General features: G+C 46.1%; 1 pseudogene. It reads right to left on the minus strand.

Annotation, left to right across the window (positions count from 1 at the left end):
• Positions 1-644 (minus strand): annotated as a pseudogene (locus R8N49_RS27960) (major facilitator superfamily transporter); the annotation flags it as partial.

A 644-nucleotide genomic window follows, 5' to 3' on the forward strand; every position in this document is an offset into this window, starting at 1 on the left:
CGATTTCTTGAGTGATCTCTTGGCCTTTTTCCATCGCAATCGACGTTGAGAAAGCGGCACCAACGATACCACTCAGTGCGATAGCAACGGAGAATAGACTAACCGAGAAGTTCTCGATGTGTTTTGGTGCTACAGACAGAATGAATGCTACTACCATTGAGCCAACGATAACTTCCGCAATGGCTTGGAAGAAGTGAATCGCCAAGAAGATTTCAGGCATGATCACCACATCTTCACCAACGGTTGTGACCGCAAACGTTAGGATGCCAAATGCAATTGCAGTGAGTACAAACGCCATCGCGATTTTAGTCGCTGTAGAAAGGTGAACGTCGCGTTTTTCAAGCATACCGAAGAAGCCCGCAACAATAGGGCCACCAACCATACACCAAAGTGGGTTCATTGCCATTGCTGCTTCTGGCTCAAGTGGGATAAAGCCAAATAGTGAGCCTTTCAAAGTATTGATTGCCACCATGTTCATTGACGTCATCATTTGTCCGTAGTAGACGAAGAAACACGTAGTCAAGAAGGTCACAATGAGGATGGTGCCCATCTTCAATGACTCGGCTTTGCTGGCTTTCAGCATTAAAGAGACGAAGTAAAGAATCGCAGCGCCACCGATGGCATAAACGATGTTTTGACCAATA

This window comes from Vibrio sp. 1978 (genome assembly GCF_033344345.1).